The sequence below is a fragment of the Pseudomonas orientalis genome (assembly GCF_002934065.1).
Classification (GTDB): domain Bacteria; phylum Pseudomonadota; class Gammaproteobacteria; order Pseudomonadales; family Pseudomonadaceae; genus Aquipseudomonas; species Aquipseudomonas orientalis_A.
Genome location: NZ_CP018049.1, coordinates 988,538 through 1,004,063, shown reverse-complemented (window position 1 = coordinate 1,004,063; position 15,526 = coordinate 988,538). Strand labels below are relative to the sequence as shown.

The 15,526-nt window shown below is 60.0% G+C and carries 20 protein-coding genes; 7 read left to right on the top strand and 13 right to left on the bottom strand.

The features are described 5' to 3' along the window. Nucleotides 1-72 precede the first annotated feature (72 nt). The 3 genes from BOP93_RS04485 to BOP93_RS04475 form a co-directional block, all read right to left on the bottom strand. Nucleotides 73-360, bottom strand: a complete 288-nt coding sequence (locus tag BOP93_RS04485) for a PA4642 family protein (protein WP_065933746.1) — start codon at nucleotides 358-360, stop codon at nucleotides 73-75. A gap of 188 nt (nucleotides 361-548) precedes the next feature. Continuing rightward, nucleotides 549-1,016, bottom strand: coding sequence for a WbuC family cupin fold metalloprotein (locus BOP93_RS04480; RefSeq protein WP_104501690.1), 468 nt, complete (start codon nucleotides 1,014-1,016; stop codon nucleotides 549-551). 3 nt (nucleotides 1,017-1,019) lie between these two features. After that, the gene (locus BOP93_RS04475; protein WP_065885799.1) at nucleotides 1,020-1,577 is read right to left on the bottom strand and encodes a hypoxanthine-guanine phosphoribosyltransferase; all 558 of its coding nucleotides are present in this window, start codon (nucleotides 1,575-1,577) and stop codon (nucleotides 1,020-1,022) included. 163 nt (nucleotides 1,578-1,740) lie between these two features. Between BOP93_RS04475 and upp the strand changes: the two genes are divergently transcribed. After that, on the top strand, nucleotides 1,741-2,379 hold the full coding sequence (upp, locus tag BOP93_RS04470) for a uracil phosphoribosyltransferase (protein ID WP_003188608.1): 639 nt from the start codon (nucleotides 1,741-1,743) through the stop codon (nucleotides 2,377-2,379). 2 nt (nucleotides 2,380-2,381) lie between these two features. Beyond that, nucleotides 2,382-3,656, top strand: coding sequence for a uracil-xanthine permease family protein (locus tag BOP93_RS04465; protein ID WP_104501689.1), 1,275 nt, complete (start codon nucleotides 2,382-2,384; stop codon nucleotides 3,654-3,656). 128 nt (nucleotides 3,657-3,784) lie between these two features. On the opposite strand, the gene hisC is transcribed toward BOP93_RS04465, so the two are convergent. The 10 genes from hisC to BOP93_RS04415 form a co-directional block, all read right to left on the bottom strand. Next, complete coding sequence (gene hisC / locus BOP93_RS04460; RefSeq protein WP_104501688.1) at nucleotides 3,785-4,837, bottom strand: histidinol-phosphate transaminase; 1,053 nt, start codon at nucleotides 4,835-4,837, stop codon at nucleotides 3,785-3,787. Nucleotides 4,838-4,840: 3 nt separating this feature from the next. Beyond that, nucleotides 4,841-6,157 carry a histidinol dehydrogenase gene (gene hisD, locus BOP93_RS04455; RefSeq protein ID WP_104501687.1) on the bottom strand — a complete coding sequence of 439 codons (1,317 nt, stop codon included), beginning with the start codon at nucleotides 6,155-6,157 and terminating at the stop codon, nucleotides 4,841-4,843. Nucleotides 6,158-6,285: 128 nt separating this feature from the next. Then, on the bottom strand, nucleotides 6,286-6,921 hold the full coding sequence (gene hisG, locus BOP93_RS04450; RefSeq protein ID WP_003188599.1) for an ATP phosphoribosyltransferase: 636 nt from the start codon (nucleotides 6,919-6,921) through the stop codon (nucleotides 6,286-6,288). Between the two features lie 216 nt (nucleotides 6,922-7,137). After that, nucleotides 7,138-8,403: a UDP-N-acetylglucosamine 1-carboxyvinyltransferase gene (murA, locus tag BOP93_RS04445; RefSeq protein WP_104501686.1), complete on the bottom strand. Its 1,266-nt coding sequence runs from the start codon at nucleotides 8,401-8,403 to the stop codon at nucleotides 7,138-7,140. Between the two features lie 23 nt (nucleotides 8,404-8,426). Further along, complete coding sequence (locus BOP93_RS04440; protein WP_104501685.1) at nucleotides 8,427-8,666, bottom strand: BolA family protein; 240 nt, start codon at nucleotides 8,664-8,666, stop codon at nucleotides 8,427-8,429. 115 nt (nucleotides 8,667-8,781) lie between these two features. Continuing rightward, entirely contained in the window at nucleotides 8,782-9,087 is a 306-nt protein-coding gene (locus tag BOP93_RS04435) for an STAS domain-containing protein (protein WP_104501684.1), read from the bottom strand. After that, complete coding sequence (locus BOP93_RS04430) at nucleotides 9,084-9,731, bottom strand: MlaC/ttg2D family ABC transporter substrate-binding protein (RefSeq protein ID WP_104501683.1); 648 nt, start codon at nucleotides 9,729-9,731, stop codon at nucleotides 9,084-9,086. The genes BOP93_RS04435 and BOP93_RS04430 overlap by 4 nt, the downstream gene beginning before the upstream one ends. 11 nt (nucleotides 9,732-9,742) lie before the next feature. Next, nucleotides 9,743-10,210 carry an outer membrane lipid asymmetry maintenance protein MlaD gene (mlaD, locus tag BOP93_RS04425; RefSeq protein WP_057724579.1) on the bottom strand — a complete coding sequence of 156 codons (468 nt, stop codon included), beginning with the start codon at nucleotides 10,208-10,210 and terminating at the stop codon, nucleotides 9,743-9,745. Continuing rightward, nucleotides 10,210-11,007: a lipid asymmetry maintenance ABC transporter permease subunit MlaE gene (gene mlaE / locus BOP93_RS04420; RefSeq protein ID WP_104501682.1), complete on the bottom strand. Its 798-nt coding sequence runs from the start codon at nucleotides 11,005-11,007 to the stop codon at nucleotides 10,210-10,212. Before mlaE ends, mlaD begins: the two co-directional genes overlap by 1 nt. After that, entirely contained in the window at nucleotides 11,007-11,816 is an 810-nt protein-coding gene (locus tag BOP93_RS04415; protein WP_057724577.1) for an ATP-binding cassette domain-containing protein, read from the bottom strand. The genes mlaE and BOP93_RS04415 overlap by 1 nt, the downstream gene beginning before the upstream one ends. Before the next feature lie 309 nt (nucleotides 11,817-12,125). On the opposite strand from BOP93_RS04415, the gene BOP93_RS04410 reads away from it, so the two are divergent. From BOP93_RS04410 to lptB, 5 genes are read left to right on the top strand one after another with little or no spacing between them, the layout of a single operon-like run. Continuing rightward, nucleotides 12,126-13,100 (top strand): KpsF/GutQ family sugar-phosphate isomerase, encoded by a 975-nt coding sequence (locus tag BOP93_RS04410; RefSeq protein ID WP_104501681.1) that lies wholly within the window; start codon nucleotides 12,126-12,128, stop codon nucleotides 13,098-13,100. Next, nucleotides 13,101-13,625: a KdsC family phosphatase gene (locus BOP93_RS04405; protein WP_005784847.1), complete on the top strand. Its 525-nt coding sequence runs from the start codon at nucleotides 13,101-13,103 to the stop codon at nucleotides 13,623-13,625. Nucleotides 13,626-13,633: 8 nt separating this feature from the next. Beyond that, nucleotides 13,634-14,206, top strand: a complete 573-nt coding sequence (lptC, locus tag BOP93_RS04400; RefSeq protein ID WP_057724575.1) for an LPS export ABC transporter periplasmic protein LptC — start codon at nucleotides 13,634-13,636, stop codon at nucleotides 14,204-14,206. Then, nucleotides 14,193-14,726: a lipopolysaccharide transport periplasmic protein LptA gene (gene lptA, locus BOP93_RS04395; protein WP_034102200.1), complete on the top strand. Its 534-nt coding sequence runs from the start codon at nucleotides 14,193-14,195 to the stop codon at nucleotides 14,724-14,726. Before lptC ends, lptA begins: the two co-directional genes overlap by 14 nt. Then, nucleotides 14,726-15,451, top strand: coding sequence for an LPS export ABC transporter ATP-binding protein (lptB, locus tag BOP93_RS04390; RefSeq protein ID WP_104501680.1), 726 nt, complete (start codon nucleotides 14,726-14,728; stop codon nucleotides 15,449-15,451). The genes lptA and lptB overlap by 1 nt, the downstream gene beginning before the upstream one ends. Nucleotides 15,452-15,526: the final 75 nt, after the last annotated feature.

Here is a 15,526-nt window from a genome sequence, read left to right as displayed (position 1 = left end):
TCGCTCCTACCGTTAAAAGCGAAACGCCCCGGACTCTTATGAGGCCGGGGCGTTTTTGTATGGCTTGGATAATCAGCCGCGCGCGTTGTCGATCAGCGCGATGTACTCGGCGGCGTTGCGCTGGTCCTTGATCAGGTCGACAAAGGTCTGGCCATGCTCGTCCTTGCCGTCCAGGTCCAGGCCGGCAGCCTTGAAGAACCCCAGGAAGCGCTCGAAGTCGTCGATACGCAGGCCGCGATAGGCCTTGATCAGTTTGTGCAGGGACGGAGAAGTCGCATCGACCGGTTCGAAGTTCAGGAACAACTTGATCTGGTCGTCGCCGATCTCGTCACCGATCACCTGTATTTTATCTTTACGCATTACCGACTCCAGCCTGCAGACATTGACACGGGGTTTGAAGTCTACCTGTGGTGCACAGGCTTCGAAAGCGTTGAAGAGCCAATGTGGGAGGGGGCTTGCCCCCGATAGCGGTGTGTCAGCCCATACCTGTGTGCCTGACCCAACCTCATCGGGGGCAAGCCCCCTCCCACATTTGGATCTTGGTCAGTTCAATCGAACTGCGCAAGTATCCAGCGTTGGTAGTCGGCCACACCTGCATCGCCTTCGCGCGGTGCCCAGGTGGCCAGCTCACCCTCACCCACCGGCCGATAAGGCCCGGCCTTGCATTCGAACATCACCGTATCGGGTTCCAGCACTGCCAGGCCATGGAATACGCCGGGCGGCAGGTCGACGCCCGCGCACTCGCCGCCCGCCTGCATGACGCGCTTGGCGATGACTTCACCGGTTTCGCTGAATATCAGCAAACCCAAGCGGCCCTTGAGCACCAGCAAGGTTTCCGCCTTGTCCGCGCTCAGGTGCCGATGAGGCGGCACATAGGTACTCGGTTGCAGGGCCACGGCGAGGCGATGACACGGCTCTTCCATCTGGTGGAAGTTGTGATGGTGCCGGCCACGGGGGCTGTCGCCCGCTTTCTCGGCCAACTCTGCAAATAAGGTCTGATCAAGAAAACGGGCCATCGATTACATTCCTTTAACGGCGTAGATGCCATTGGCGTTACGCCAGTAGCCCTTATAGTCCATGCCATAACCGAAGATATAGCGGTCGATGCACGGCAGCCCGACGAAATCGGCTTTCAGCTCGGGGCGCGCCTTGCGATCGTGGTCTTTGTCGATCAACACGGCGGTGTGCACTTTACGCGCGCCGGCATGTTTGCAGAAGTCGATGATCGCGCCCAGGGTATGCCCTTCGTCGAGGATGTCATCGATGATCAGCACGTCACGGTCGATAAATGACACTTCCGGCTTGGCTTTCCAGAACAGATCGCCGCCACTGGTTTCGTTGCGATAGCGGGTGGCGTGCAGGTAAGAAGCTTCCAACGGAAATTGCAGATGGGTGAGCAATTTGCCGGCGAAGATCAGGCCACCGTTCATCACGCAGAAAACCACTGGGTTGGTGTCGGCCATTTCGCGGGTGATGTGCGCGCCGACCTTGGCAATCGCTGCTTCGACTTGCGCTTCGGTGTACAGGCAGTCAGCCTCGTGCATGATTTGACGGATATGCTCGAGATCAGCGGACATGGCGCTCTCCAGGGGGTGCTGTGGCAAGAAAAGCGGGCGAAGGTACGCTTCTACTGCGCTCCAATCAAGCCTTTATGGACTAACGTACTTGATGTCTATAGGACAACACCCTCGGATAGATTAATCTAGGCCGGTTTTTTTGCCCGCCGCCGGAGCCTTTCCCATGCCCACTCGCGAGATCCGCCACCCGCTGATCCGACACAAACTCGGCCTTATGCGCCGCGCCGACATCAGCACGAAGAACTTCCGTGAGCTTGCTCAGGAAGTCGGAGCGCTGCTCACTTACGAAGCCACCAAGGATTTGCCCCTGGAGACCTACGAGATCCCCGGTTGGGCCGGTCCCGTACAAGTGGAGAAAATCGCCGGTAAGAAAATCACCGTGGTCCCGATCCTGCGCGCCGGTATCGGCATGCTCGAAGGCGTGCTCAGCCTGATCCCGGGCGCCAAGGTCAGCGCCGTGGGCGTGGCCCGCAATGAAGAAACCTTGCAGGCCCACACCTACCTGGAAAAACTCGTCCCGGAAATCAACGAGCGCCTGGCAATGATCATCGACCCGATGCTCGCCACCGGCAGTTCCATGGTCGCCACCATCGATTTGCTGAAAAAAGCCGGCTGCCGCGACATTCGCGCCATGGTGCTGGTGGCCGCCCCCGAAGGCATCGCCGCCGTCGAGAAAGCGCACCCTGACGTGCAGATCTACACCGCCTCCATCGACGAACGCCTGAATGAACACGGCTACATCATCCCGGGCCTGGGCGATGCCGGTGACAAGATCTTCGGCACCAAGCAGAAGGACGCGTGACCATGCAGGATGAATTCAACGACCCGCTTTGGCGCCAGATCCTGTCTGGCGCACAGATGCTCTTCGTAGCATTTGGCGCGCTGGTGTTGATGCCGCTGATCACAGGTCTTGATCCAAACGTCGCACTGTTCACCGCAGGCCTGGGCACGTTGTTGTTCCAGGTGGTGACGGGACGGCAGGTGCCGGTGTTCCTGGCATCGAGCTTTGCGTTCATCACCCCGATCATTCTCGCCAAGGGCCAGTTCGGCCTGGCGGCGACCATGGGCGGGGTGATGGCGGCGGGTTTCGTCTATACCTTCCTGGGCCTTGCCGTGAAGGTCAAAGGCACAGGTTTCATCGACCGACTGCTGCCGCCGGTCGTCATCGGCCCGGTGATCATTTCCATCGGCCTGGCCATGGCGCCGATTGCCGCCAATATGGCCATGGGCAAGTCCGGCGACGGCGCCGAGTTGATCCACTACCAGACGGCGATGCTGATCTCGATGCCGGCACTGCTGACCACCTTGATCGTCGCGGTGTTCGGCAAGGGCATTTTCCGCTTGGTGCCGATCATCTCCGGCGTGCTGGTGGGTTTTGCCATGTCGTTCTACTTCGGCGTGGTCGACACGGCGAAGATCGCCGCCGCACCGTGGTTCGCCCTGCCCCACTTCACCGCGCCGGAGTTCAACTGGCAGGCGATCCTGTTTATCGTGCCGGTGGCCCTGGCCCCTGCGATCGAACATATCGGTGGCGTGATTGCGGTAGGCAGCGTGACCGGTCGCGACTACCTGAAGAAGCCCGGCCTGCATCGCACCTTGCTGGGTGACGGGATTGCCACCACGGCCGCCGGCCTGTTTGGCGGCCCGCCCAATACCACCTACGCCGAAGTGACGGGCGCGGTGATGCTGACCAAGAACTACAACCCGAAAATCATGACCTGGGCCGCGGTATTCGCGATCAGCCTGGCGTTCATCGGCAAGTTCGGCGCGCTGCTGCAAAGCATTCCGGTGCCGGTAATGGGCGGGATTCTGTGCCTGCTGTTCGGCTCGATTGCGGCGGTGGGGATGAATACGCTGATCCGCCACAGGATCGACCTGGGTGAAGCGCGCAATCTGGTGATTGTGTCGGTGACCCTGGTGTTCGGGATTGGTGGTGTGCTGGTAGGCACCGGCACCGGCCCGGACGATTTCGGCCTCAAGGGCATCGCCCTGTGTGCGGTGCTGGCGATTGGTTTGAACCTGCTGCTGCCGGGCAATGATGGCTGGAAGAACAAGAAGCCTGATGAACCGCTGCTCTAACTAACACCCTGGAACCCAATGTGGGAGGGGGCTTGCCCCCGATGGCGGAGTGTCAGTCAACAGATGTATTGGCTGACACACTGCCATCGGGGGCAAGCCCCCTCCCACATTTTTATCTCCAGTGTGGCTTAGAGCTCGCCCAGGCCATCGATCAGCGCCTGGTTCTGCTCAGACGTGCCGATGCTGATCCGCAGGAACTGGGCAATCCGCTCCTGCTTGAAGTGCCGCACGATCACCCCTTGTTCACGCAATTTCGCCGCCAGGCCAGTAGCGTCGTGCCGTGGGTGACGAGCGAAGATGAAGTTGGCGGCTGACGGCAGCACTTCAAAGCCCTTGGCTTGCAGCTGCGCGACCAGCTTCTCGCGGCTGTCGATCACCCACCGGCACGTCTTCTCAAAGTATTCACGGTCATCGAAAGCGGCGGCTGCGCCAGCGACTGCCAGCCGATCCAACGGATAGGAGTTGAAACTGTTCTTGACCCGCTCCAGTGCCTCGATAAGGTCCGGATGGCCCACGGCCAGGCCCACCCGCAAACCGGCCAGTGAGCGCGATTTGGACAGGGTCTGGGTCACCAGCAGGTTCGGATAGCGGTCCACCAGGCTGATGGCCGTCTCGCCGCCGAAATCAATATAGGCTTCGTCGACCACCACCACCGAGTTCGGGCTGGCCTTCAGGATCTGCTCCACGGCGTCCAGCGCCAGTACGCAGCCGGTCGGCGCGTTCGGGTTGGGGAAAATGATCCCGCCGTTGGGCCGCGCATAATCAGCCACGCGAATCCGGAACTGCTCATCCAATGGCACCGCGTCGAACGTGATGCCATACAGGCCGCAATACACCGGATAGAAGCTGTAGCTGATATCCGGGAACAGCAGCGGCAGGTCGTGCTGGAACAAGCCGTGAAAGATGTGTGCCAGGACTTCGTCGGACCCGTTGCCGAGGAATATTTTGCGCGCATCAATCCCGTAATAACCGGCAACGGCCTGTTTGAGCAGATCGCTGTTGGGGTCCGGGTACAGACGCAAGTTGTCGTTCAACTCGGCCTGCATCGCCGCCAGCGCTTTGGGCGATGGGCCGTAGGGGTTTTCGTTGGTGTTGAGCTTGACCAGCTTGGTCAGCTTCGGTTGCTCACCAGGTACGTAAGGCACGAGGTCCTTGACGAAAGAGCTCCAGAATTTGCTCATGCCTCACTCTCCCTTGACGATGCGGTATTCGGCGCTACGTGCGTGAGCGCTGAGGGATTCGCCACGGGCCAGCACCGAGGCGGTCTTGCCCAGTTCGGACGCGCCCTGGGGCGAACAGAAGATGATCGACGAGCGCTTCTGGAAGTCATACACCCCCAGCGGCGACGAAAAACGTGCGGTGCCGGAGGTCGGCAGTACGTGGTTAGGGCCTGCGCAGTAGTCGCCCAGGGCTTCACTGGTGTGGCGCCCCATGAAGATCGCGCCGGCGTGACGAATCAACGGCAGCCAGGCCTGTGGGTCCGCCACGGACAGCTCAAGGTGCTCCGGCGCGATACGGTTGGCCACTTCGATGGCTTGCTCCATGTCGCTCACCAGAATCAACGCGCCGCGGCCATTGATCGATTTCTCGATGATCTCGGCGCGCTCCATGGTCGGCAACAGCTTGTCGATGCTGGCGGCAACCTGGTCGAGGAAGTCGGCGTCGGGGCTGACCAGGATCGCCTGGGCGTCTTCGTCGTGCTCGGCCTGGGAGAACAGGTCCATGGCGATCCAGTCCGGGTCGGTCTGGCCGTCACACACCACGAGGATCTCCGAAGGCCCGGCGATCATGTCGATACCGACCTGGCCGAATACATGGCGCTTGGCGGTGGCGACGTAGATATTGCCCGGCCCCACCACTTTGTCGACCTTCGGCACGCTTTCAGTACCATAGGCCAGGGCAGCCACTGCCTGGGCGCCGCCGATGGTGAACACGCGGTCGACGCCGGCGATGCAAGCGGCGGCCAATACCAGTTCGTTGAGTTCGCCACGGGGGGTCGGCACCACCATGACCACCTCGGTCACGCCCGCCACTTTGGCCGGGATCGCGTTCATCAATACCGACGACGGGTACGAGGCTTTACCGCCCGGCACATACAGGCCGGCGCGGTCCAGCGGCGTGACCTTCTGGCCCAGCACGGTGCCGTCGGCCTCGGTGTAGCTCCAGGAGTCCTGCTTCTGTTTTTCGTGATAGCTGCGCACCCGCGCCGCCGCCACTTCCAACGCTTCACGCTGGGGCGCGGTGATACGCGTCAGGGCCAGTTCCAGGCGTTCACGGGGCAGGATCAGGTCGGCCATGGACTTGACGTCCAGGCCGTCGAACTGACGGGTGAAGTCCACCAGTGCAGCATCGCCGCGCTCGCGCACGGCCTTGATGATGTCGAGCACTCGCTGGTTGACCGAGTCGTCGGACACGCTTTCCCAGCTCAGCAGATGATCCAGATGATGGGCGAAATCCGGGTCGGCAGCGTTGAGTCGGGCAATTGCAGTGGACGTGGTCATAGCGAGGGCCTCAATAGAATTGGCAAAAACTCAGGTGCCCTAAACTAGCAGTCGTTTCCGCTTGGGCACCTGAGAATTCTGGCTATGAGGCGGATAGACGGGCGCAGTCTTTGGGCTACGCGGGTTAGTCAACCGCGGTGTCGAGACTCCACTGCCTTGCGCAGGGTGTCGATCAACGCCTGGATACGGGCGTGCTGCATCTTCATCGATGCTTTGTTGACGATCAGGCGCGAGCTGATGTCGGCAATGAAATCCTGGGGTTCGAGACCGTTGGCGCGCAGGGTGTTGCCGGTGTCGACCACGTCGATGATCTTGTCGGCCAGGCCGATCAGCGGCGCCAGCTCCATCGAGCCGTAGAGCTTGATGATATCGACTTGACGGCCTTGTTCGGCGTAGTAGCGCTTGGCGACGTTGACGAACTTGGTCGCCACGCGCAGGCGGCCCTTGGGTTCGACGTCGCCGACACGGCCGGCGGTCATCAGTTTGCACAGGGCGATACGAAGGTCCAATGGCTCGTAGAGACCCTGGCCACCGTATTCCATCAGCACATCCTTGCCGGCGACACCCAGGTCGGCGGCGCCATGTTCAACATAGGTCGGCACGTCGGTAGCCCGCACGATCAGCAGACGCACGTCGTCCTGGGTCGTGGGGATGATCAGCTTGCGGCTCTTGTCCGGATTCTCGGTCGGCACGATGCCCGCTTCAGCCAGAAGCGGCAACGTGTCGTCAAGGATGCGGCCCTTGGACAGTGCGATGGTCAACATGGGAAATGTCAGTCCTTCATCAGGCTATTGCTGTCCGGTCGCAAATGGCGCCAGACACAGATCGAGGCCGTTACAGCCTCGACTTGAAACAAACCAGTGTGTGTGTAGGAGCGAGCTTGCTCGCGAAGAACGTCAACGATAACGCGTTCACTCAGAGTCAACGCGGTGTACATGAGTTTTTCGCGAGCAAGCTCGCTCCTACAGTGCAGCAGGGGTTTAGCCCGGGACGCGGCGGATTTTAGCGCCGAGCATCTGCAGCTTTTCTTCGATGCACTCATAGCCACGGTCTATGTGGTAGATGCGGTCGATCAGGGTATCGCCTTCGGCGCACAGTGCCGAGATGACCAGGCTGGCCGAAGCACGCAGGTCGGTTGCCATCACTGGCGCGCCCTTGAGCTTGTCGATGCCGGTGACGATGGCAGTGTTGCCCTCGACCTGGATCTTGGCGCCCATGCGGTGCAGTTCGTACACATGCATGAAGCGGTTTTCGAAGATGGTCTCGATCACGGCGCCGGTGCCTTCAGCGATCGCGTTCAAGGAAATGAACTGCGCCTGCATGTCGGTCGGGAATGCCGGGTACGGGGCCGTACGCACATTGACGGCTTTTGGCCGCTTGCCGTGCATGTTCAGCTCGATCCAGTCTTCACCGGTGGTGATTTCAGCGCCGGCTTCCTTGAGTTTTTCCAGGACGGCTTCGAGGATGGTCGGATCGGTGTCCTTGACCTTCACGCGGCCACCGGTCACGGCAGCGGCAACCAGGTACGTGCCGGTCTCGATGCGGTCAGGCATGACTTTGTAGGTGGCGGTGTGCAGACGCTCTACACCATCAATAGTGATGGTGTCGGTGCCGGCGCCGGAAACCTTCGCGCCCATGGCGTTGAGGAAGTTGGCCAGGTCGACCACCTCCGGCTCGCGCGCGGCGTTTTGCAGGACGCTGCGGCCATTGGCCAGGGCAGCGGCCATCATGATGTTCTCGGTACCGGTCACGCTGACGGTATCAAAGAAGAAATTCGCGCCACGCAGGCCGCCTTCCGGCGCCTTGGCCTTGATGTAGCCGCCTTCGACGTCGATGATCGCGCCCATGGCTTCCAGGCCACGGATGTGCAGGTCGACCGGACGCGAGCCAATGGCGCAACCGCCAGGCAGGGCCACTTCGGCTTCACCGAAACGCGCGACCATCGGGCCGAGCACCAGAATCGACGCACGCATGGTTTTCACCAGTTCGTACGGGGCGATCAGCGTCTTGATGGTACGAGGGTCGATTTCGACGGACAATTTCTCGTCGATCACCGGCTCGATACCCATGCGACCGAACAGCTCGATCATGGTGGTGATGTCGTGCAGGTGCGGCAGGTTGGCCACAGTCACAGGGCCGTCGCACAGCAGGGTCGCCGCCAGGATCGGCAAGGCGGAGTTTTTCGCACCGGAAATGCGGATCTCGCCATCAAGGCGGGCACCACCGGTAATAATCAATTTATCCATAAGAATCTCGACGCCTTGAGGGCTCAGGTGCGCTCGGCCCAGGCCGCGCGGCTGAAAAATTTCATAGTGACCGCATGGATGCTGCCATCGGTGATCCATGGGTTCAAATGGGCATAGATCTGCTGCTGACGCTTGACCGGGCTCAATGCCGCCAGTCCATCGCTAATCACGTTCAGCTGGAAATTGCAGCCTTCGCCTTCAACTTCAACAGTCGTTTCCGGCAGCTTTCCTTCAAGGAAGCTCTTAACTTCTAGGGCCTGCATGCTCAACCTCTATCGGCGCCCAGTGCGCACGGGTCGCACATCATACAAAAAAGCCCCGCGCCTGCGAACCCCGCATAGCAGGACTCTGACGGGGGGCTTTCGTGATAAATGTGTATTAAGGGTGTGCCAACAGCTCGGTCAAGCCGGAAACCTCGGCAATCTCGCGCATGTCTTCAGGCAATGCACGGATGCTGAGTGGCTTTTTTGCCGCTTGCGCATCGCGCATAAAGCACAGCAGCAACGACAGCCCGACACTGCTGGACTTGGTCACCGCCGAGCAATCGACCACCAGCGCAGGCGCGCTGCTGGCCTTGATCAGTGCCTGGCCCTGCTTGCGCAGGTCAGGCCCGGTGCGGTAGTCCAGCACGCCGCTGAGGAACAGCTCGCCGGCGTCGCCGATACGAACAGCCGACTCGGTCATTGCGCTGGCTTCCCGGCTTCCTTATCGGAAGTTTCCTTGGCCTTGGCCACTTCTCCGGCCCAACCATCGATGGTTTTGTCCAGGTTGTTGCCATTGCGCTGCATCGCGTCAGCGAACTGGTCGCGGAACAGCTTGCCGATATTGATGCCGTTGATGATCACGTTGCGCAGCTTCCACTCGCCGTTGACCTTCTCCAGGGTGTACTGCACAGGGTACACGGCGCCATTGTTACCCTTGACGGTCATGTTGACGCTGGTGCGATCACCCGACTCATCACCGGCCGGAGCCACGGTGATGCCCTGGTTGTTGTATTCAAGCAAGGCGTTGCCGTAGAACTGGAACAAGCCGCGCTTGAAGTTTTCCTGGAAACGCTGCATCTGCGCAGGTGTAGCCTTACGCGAATACTTGACGGTCATGATGCTGCGGGAAATGCCTTCGGCATCCACCACCGGACCGACAATGCTGTTGAGCGCGTTGTAGAACTGGCTCGGGTCCTGTTTGTACTTTTCCTTGTTGGCCGACAGATCAGCCAGCATTTTGTTGGTCGTGTCCTGCACCAGTTCGTGGGCGGAACCGGCTGCGTTGGCCATCAATGGCAGCGCTGCAAGCAGCACCAGAAGGCCGCGTCGCAAGGTAGAGATCATGAACAGATTCCTCATTTGGCGTCTTTATTGACCGTGTTGAGCAGGAATTTACCGATCAAGTCTTCAAGTACCAACGACGACTGTGTGTCGTGGATTGTCGAGCCATCCTTGAGCAGGGCTGTTTCCCCGCCAACGCTGAGACCGATGTACTTCTCGCCCAGCAGACCTGCAGTGAGGATAGATGCGGTGGAGTCAGTCGGCAGATTATCCACCTTCTTGTCCAGTTGCATCGTCACTCGCCCGGTGAAGCTGTCGCGATCCAGATCGATTGCCGTGACCTTGCCGACGGTCACGCCGGCCATGGTCACTTTAGCTCTGACCGTCAAACCGGCAATATTGTCGAAGTACGCATAAAGTTTATAAGTGTCGGCGGTGGGGCTGGCCGACAGGCCACTGACCCGCAGGGCCAGCAACAGTAAAGCCAGGATGCCAGCCAGCAAGAAAAGGCCGACACCGATTTCCACAGTGCGGTTTTGCATCAGAAATCTCCAAACATCAAGGCGGTCAAAATGAAGTCAAGGCCCAGTACCGCCAGCGAGGCGTACACAACGGTCTTGGTGGTGGCGCGACTGATCCCTTCTGAAGTGGGCTCACAGTCATAGCCTTGGAATACGGCGATCCAGGTCACTACAAAGGCGAAGACGATGCTCTTTATGATGCCGTTGAGCACGTCGCCCGTGAAGGTCACGCTGTTTTGCATGTTGGCCCAGTAGGAACCGTCATAGACGCCCAACCAGTCCACCGCCACCCACGAACCGCCCCAGATCCCGACCACGCTGAAAATCATCGCCAGCAGCGGCAGGGAAATGAAGCCGGCCCACAGGCGCGGGGCAACAATGTACTTGAGCGGGTCCACGCCGATCATTTCCAGGCTGGACAGTTGCTCGGTGGACTTCATGTTGCCGATTTCGGCGGTCAGCGCCGAACCGGCACGCCCGGCGAACAACAAGGCGGTGACCACCGGCCCCAGCTCACGCAACAGTGTCAGGGCGACCATCTGCCCTACCGCCTGCTCGGAACCGTAGCTGGACAGAATATTGAAGCCTTGCAGCGCCAGCACCATGCCGATGAACACCCCGGAGACCACGATGATCACCAGGGACATCACGCCGACCGCATGCAGTTGCTTGAGCAGCAAGCCAAAGCCGCCGCCGATACCGCCGCGGCCAAGCAAGGCGTGGAACAGGAATATAGTCGAACGCCCGAGGACTTCGACGATGTCGATGCCCGAGCGACCGAAAAGGCGAACCTTTTCGATAAAAGATGTTTTGCGCATCAGCGCTTCCCCAGAAGATCTGCGCGGTAGTCCGCTGCCGGAAAGTGAAAAGGCACCGGGCCGTCGGGATCGCCGGTCATGAATTGGCGAATGCGCGGGTTATCGGCGTTCATCAGTTCTTCCGGCGTACCCTGCCCCAGCACCTGGCCATCACCCACGACATAGAGGTAGTCGGCGATGCTTGCGGTTTCGGCCAGGTCGTGGGACACCACGATGCTGGTGATACCCAGTGCGTCGTTGAGCAGGCGGATCAGGCGCACCAGCACGCCCATGGCGATCGGGTCCTGGCCCACGAAAGGCTCGTCATACATGAGGATCTGCGGGTCCAGTGCGATGGCTCGCGCCAGCGCGACACGGCGCTTCATGCCGCCGGACAATTCGTCAGGCATCAGGTCGATGGCCCCGCGAAGCCCTACGGCCTGCAGTTTCAGCAGCACAATGTCGCGAATCATCTCATCGGACAGCTGGGTATGCACCCGCAGCGGGAAGGCTACGTTTTCGAACACATCGAGATCGGTAAACAGCGCGCCGCTCTGGAACAGAACCCCCATGTGCTTGCGCGCGTCGAACAGATCACTGCGCGACAGTGTCGGCAGGTTCTGGCCGTTGACCCATACTTCGCCGGCACTGGGGCGCAATTGCATGCCCATCAGGCGCAACAAGGTGGTCTTGCCGCAACCGGAAGGCCCCATGATGCCCGTGACTTTTCCGCGAGGAATGCGAATATCGACGTTATTGAAGATGCTGCGCGTACCGCGCTTGAAGGAAAGGCCCTTCAGCTCGACCGCGTAGGCGTTATCGGCACTCATCTAATCTCCTTGGGATGCAGCCTTTCACTCAGACACCATGCATGCGACTTTCGTTTGCCGCGAGTGCGCAAATGTTTGCGCCATGGGTTGGGCGGACCGAACTGGCCGCGAACTATATCACTGCTGGTGCAGAGCCCCCAAGGCCGGAACAGTGCTTGTTCAGATTCAGGACAGAGAAAAAACGTAGCGGGCTGTGATATTGAGACGAATCCGGGAGACCTTCGGAATAAAGCCTGACGAACTTGTGTGAGGGAATTGATCATTACCGCTATAATCGCCGACTTTTCGTCAGGCTATACGATTTCAGACATGAGCCAATCCAGCGACCTTGTTCAATCCGCACAACGCACCATCCGCCTCGAGCTGGAAGCCGTAGAAGGTTTGCTGGCCCATATCGACGCAGATTTCGTGCGCGCCTGCGAGATGATTCTGGCCAGCAAAGGCCGCGTTGTCGTGGTTGGGATGGGCAAGTCCGGCCACATCGGCAACAAGATCGCCGCGACGCTGGCAAGCACCGGCACCACGGCGTTCTTCGTGCACCCGGCCGAAGCCAGCCATGGTGATATGGGCATGATTACCCGGGATGACGTGATTCTGGCCCTGTCCAACTCGGGCACCACCAACGAAATCGTGACCCTGCTGCCGCTGATCAAGCGCTTGGGCATCAAGCTGATCAGCGTCACTGGCAACCCGGAATCAACGCTGGCCAAGGCTGCCGAAGTGAACTTGAACGTTCATGTCGCCCATGAAGCCTGCCCGCTGAACCTGGCGCCCACGTCCTCCACGACCGCGGCACTGGTCATGGGCGACGCCCTGGCGGTGGCATTGCTGGAAGCTCGCGGGTTCACGGCTGAAGATTTCGCCTTTTCCCACCCCGGTGGCGCCCTGGGCCGTCGCTTGCTGCTGAAAGTGGAAAACGTCATGCATGCGGGCGATGAATTGCCCCATGTCCAACGCGGCACCCTGCTCAAGGATGCGTTGATGGAAATGACCCGCAAGGGCCTGGGCATGACCGTGATCCTGGAAGCCGACGGGCGACTGGCCGGCGTGTTCACCGACGGCGATTTGCGTCGTACCCTGGACCGTACCATCGACATCCACACCGCGACCATCGATGCCGTGATGACGCCCCACGGCAAGACCGCTCGCCCCGAGATGCTTGCAGCCGAAGCCCTGAAGATCATGGAAGACCACAAGATCGGGGCGCTGGTAGTGGTCGATGACAATGACCGCCCGATCGGCGCCCTGAACATGCACGACTTGTTACGTGCGGGAGTGATGTAAATGACCAGCGACCTGCTGCAACGCGGTAAAAACATCAAGTTGGCGATATTCGACGTCGATGGCGTGCTGACCGATGGCCGCCTGTACTTTCTCGAAGATGGCAGCGAATTCAAGACGTTCAACACGCTCGACGGCCAAGGCATCAAGATGTTGATGGCCGCAGGCGTGCAAACCGCCATTATCAGTGGTCGAAAGACTCCCGTTGTGGAACGCCGCGCACAAAACCTGGGGATTGCTCACCTGTATCAGGGCCGCGAGGATAAACTGGTGGTGCTGGACGAGCTTCTTGGCCAACTCAACCTAAGCTATGAGCAGGTCGCCTATCTGGGTGACGACCTGCCTGACCTGCCGGTGATCCGCCGGGTCGGCCTGGGCATGGCCGTCGCCAACGCCGCAGCGTTTGTGCGTGAACACGCCCATGGCATTACCACCGCCCGTGGCGGCGAGGGGGCCGCCCGCGAGTTCTGCGAATTGATCCTGCGTGCCCAGGGCAGTCTTGAAGCGGCCCACGCCGCCTACCTATAGAGCCTTATATGCTGAGCAAAAAGATTCGCAACTTCCTGTTATTCGGGGTCATCGCCGCGCTGTTCCTCGCGGTGGGCTACTGGAATATCAGCCCGGAGCGCTTTCTCGACAAACCTGTCGTGCAGGTTGACGAAAGCATCATCGATAACTTTGCCACCAACACCCACACCGTGCAGTTCCTGCCCGATGGCAAGGTGCAGTACGTGCTGGCCTCCGACAAGGTCGAGCGCTTGAAAGCCTCGGAAGTCAGCCTGCTGACCAATCCGGACCTGAACCTCTACCGGGGCACCGAACTGCCGTGGCATGTCACCAGCCTGCGTGGCGAGGTCAATCCGGACGGCACTCAAATCGAACTGATCGACTCGGTACGCGTCGCACGTACAGACGCGCAGAACCGTGACACCATCATTACCAGCAGTCGCATGACGGTATTCCCACAACAGCAATATGCGCAGACCGAGCAAGACGTTAGAATCGACGGCGCTGGCGGTGTATCGACTGGCAAGGGAATGAAAGCGTATTTGAAAGAAAGCAGGATACACCTGCTATCGAACGTAAGAGGACAGTATGAGGCTCGTTAAAACCCTCCCTATTTTGCTCGGTCTGGGCGCAGCACTGGGAAGCGTGAGCGCCTGGGCTCTGCCGAACGATAGCCAGCAACCGATCCACATCTCGGCTGACGATGCGCAGCTGGATGACAAACAAGGCGTCGCGACCTACACCGGTGGTGTGATCATCACCCAGGGCTCGATGAAGATCACCGGCAATACGGTGACTCTGACTCGCACGCAGTCCGGCGACATCGACGTGGTGACTTCGGTGGGTAACCTGGCTTACTTCGAACAGAAGCAGTCGGCTACCGATACCGGCCCGATGAAGGGTTATGGCAAGACCATCCAGTATCACGCCCAGCAAAACCGCATCGTGCTGATCGACCAGGCCAAGGTGCTCAGCCCCGACGGCAACTCCACGGAAGGCGAGAAAATCACCTATGACACCGTGAAACAGGTCGCCAATGCAGGCCGCGCTACGGGCAGCAAGCTCAGCGCGCCACGCCCACGCATCGACATGGTTATCCAGCCGAAGAAGAAGGCCGAGTAATGGCAACCCTGAAAGCCCAGCATCTGGCCAAGGCCTATAAAAGCCGTCAGGTCGTGCGCGACGTCAGCCTGTCAATCGACAGCGGCCAGATCGTCGGCTTGCTCGGCCCCAACGGCGCCGGCAAGACCACCTGCTTCTATATGATCGTCGGGCTGGTCCAGGCGGACCAGGGACGCGTATTGATCGACGACCTGGACGTCAGCCACCAGCCAATGCACGGCCGTGCGCGCGCAGGTATCGGCTATCTTCCCCAGGAGGCGTCGATCTTCCGCAAACTGTCGGTAGCAGACAACATCATGGCGATCCTCGAGACCCGCAGGGAACTCGACCGCGACGGCCGCCGCCAGGAGCTGGAAAGCCTGCTGCAGGAATTCCACATAAACCACATTCGCGACAACCTTGGCATGAGCCTGTCCGGTGGTGAGCGCCGACGCGTGGAGATTGCCCGCGCACTGGCCACCGCCCCCAAGTTCATCCTGCTGGACGAACCGTTTGCCGGCGTTGACCCGATTTCGGTAGGCGATATCAAGCAGATCATTCATCACCTCAAGGCCAAGGGCATCGGTGTGCTGATCACCGACCACAACGTGCGTGAAACCCTGGATATCTGCGAAACCGCTTACATCGTCAACGATGGGCAACTGATCGCCGAAGGTGATTCCGCGACGATCCTGGCCAACGAACTGGTGAAAGAAGTTTACCTGGGTCACGAGTTCCGCCTGTAAACACGGTGCTATCGGGCCATTCGCGAGAGTGCGAGCGAGTCAATGAAAACCTCGGTTTTTTTATTGTCACCGCGC

Bases quoted from the DNA above. Each gene is read 5' to 3' on its own strand.
- BOP93_RS04410 (WP_104501681.1), top strand. From the start codon at position 12,126: ATGAGCCAATCCAGCGACCTTGTTCAATCCGCACAACGCACCATCCGC.
- murA (WP_104501686.1), bottom strand. From the start codon at position 8,403: ATGGATAAATTGATTATTACCGGTGGTGCCCGCCTTGATGGCGAGATC.
- BOP93_RS04440 (WP_104501685.1), bottom strand. From the start codon at position 8,666: ATGCAGGCCCTAGAAGTTAAGAGCTTCCTTGAAGGAAAGCTGCCGGAA.
- BOP93_RS04475 (WP_065885799.1), bottom strand. From the start codon at position 1,577: ATGTCCGCTGATCTCGAGCATATCCGTCAAATCATGCACGAGGCTGAC.
- mlaE (WP_104501682.1), bottom strand. From the start codon at position 11,007: ATGCGCAAAACATCTTTTATCGAAAAGGTTCGCCTTTTCGGTCGCTCG.
- upp (WP_003188608.1), top strand. From the start codon at position 1,741: ATGCCCACTCGCGAGATCCGCCACCCGCTGATCCGACACAAACTCGGC.
- hisC (WP_104501688.1), bottom strand. From the start codon at position 4,837: ATGAGCAAATTCTGGAGCTCTTTCGTCAAGGACCTCGTGCCTTACGTA.
- BOP93_RS04480 (WP_104501690.1), bottom strand. From the start codon at position 1,016: ATGGCCCGTTTTCTTGATCAGACCTTATTTGCAGAGTTGGCCGAGAAA.
- hisG (WP_003188599.1), bottom strand. From the start codon at position 6,921: ATGTTGACCATCGCACTGTCCAAGGGCCGCATCCTTGACGACACGTTG.
- BOP93_RS04405 (WP_005784847.1), top strand. From the start codon at position 13,101: ATGACCAGCGACCTGCTGCAACGCGGTAAAAACATCAAGTTGGCGATA.
- hisD (WP_104501687.1), bottom strand. From the start codon at position 6,157: ATGACCACGTCCACTGCAATTGCCCGACTCAACGCTGCCGACCCGGAT.
- BOP93_RS04415 (WP_057724577.1), bottom strand. From the start codon at position 11,816: ATGAGTGCCGATAACGCCTACGCGGTCGAGCTGAAGGGCCTTTCCTTC.
- lptA (WP_034102200.1), top strand. From the start codon at position 14,193: ATGAGGCTCGTTAAAACCCTCCCTATTTTGCTCGGTCTGGGCGCAGCA.
- BOP93_RS04465 (WP_104501689.1), top strand. From the start codon at position 2,382: ATGCAGGATGAATTCAACGACCCGCTTTGGCGCCAGATCCTGTCTGGC.
- BOP93_RS04430 (WP_104501683.1), bottom strand. From the start codon at position 9,731: ATGATCTCTACCTTGCGACGCGGCCTTCTGGTGCTGCTTGCAGCGCTG.
- BOP93_RS04485 (WP_065933746.1), bottom strand. From the start codon at position 360: ATGCGTAAAGATAAAATACAGGTGATCGGTGACGAGATCGGCGACGAC.
- mlaD (WP_057724579.1), bottom strand. From the start codon at position 10,210: ATGCAAAACCGCACTGTGGAAATCGGTGTCGGCCTTTTCTTGCTGGCT.
- BOP93_RS04435 (WP_104501684.1), bottom strand. From the start codon at position 9,087: ATGACCGAGTCGGCTGTTCGTATCGGCGACGCCGGCGAGCTGTTCCTC.
- lptC (WP_057724575.1), top strand. From the start codon at position 13,634: ATGCTGAGCAAAAAGATTCGCAACTTCCTGTTATTCGGGGTCATCGCC.
- lptB (WP_104501680.1), top strand. From the start codon at position 14,726: ATGGCAACCCTGAAAGCCCAGCATCTGGCCAAGGCCTATAAAAGCCGT.